We start from the raw sequence: 736 nt of genomic DNA on the forward strand, positions 1-736 counted from the left end.
TTCGGACGTCGCGGTCGCGAACTTACCGCCACGCACAGGCGGCGGCGACATGAGTTTTCAGAGTGCAGGAAAAGTCGACTCTGACCCCATGTTTTTCCCTTCCGACAAAGTATGAATGTGCGTCCTCGCGCGCCCCAGATAATTCAAACGGATAGTTCTTCCGCCCCCTTTTTCCGTCCCTTTTTCTCGGCACGAGTGGCACTTTAGTTGGGCCACGTCGATCATTCGGATGTAACATTCGGAAGATGAAGCAGCGCCTCGAAGTTTTTATGCAGACCCTCATAGGCTGCTCTATGTTTGGTTGCCTCGCGCTTTTCGTAGGTTTTGAGATTTCGCCGATGTTTCCTACGATGTTTTCGTGGTTATGGAAGATCGATTCCGTCGGCAGCGCGTTCGGACTGATCATCTATGCAATATTCGCCCTCATAGGCCTAATGATTGTTATTCCAGCCGGCTTGCTTGCCGTATACATGGTGTACCGCGGCTCGAGGGCCTTGGTGAAGGGAATTCCACTCGATTAGATCGCCGAATAAGGTCAGGTTCATTTTCTCCCCATAGCCATCATGCCATCGGGAGCTTGAGCCCCTGCTCCCTCGCACACGCCTTCGCAATCTCATACCCCGCATCCGCACGCAGAAACGCGGATCAGAGTGCAGTTTTTGGAAAAGTCGACTCTGAAAACTCATGTCGCCGCCGCCTGTGCGTGGCGGTAAGTTCGCGACCGCGACGTCCGAAC

Annotated in this window: 1 protein-coding gene; it reads left to right on the plus strand. The window is 53.7% G+C overall.

Translation table 11 applies throughout. The features are described 5' to 3' along the window. The first annotated feature begins 245 nt into the window (after positions 1 to 245). Positions 246 to 521: a hypothetical protein gene (locus ABD002_RS12110; RefSeq protein ID WP_343791423.1), complete on the plus strand. Its 276-nt coding sequence runs from the start codon at positions 246 to 248 to the stop codon at positions 519 to 521. Positions 522 to 736 lie beyond the last annotated feature (215 nt).

The organism is Dokdonella soli (genome assembly GCF_039523175.1).
Lineage (GTDB): Bacteria > Pseudomonadota > Gammaproteobacteria > Xanthomonadales > Rhodanobacteraceae > Dokdonella_A > Dokdonella_A soli.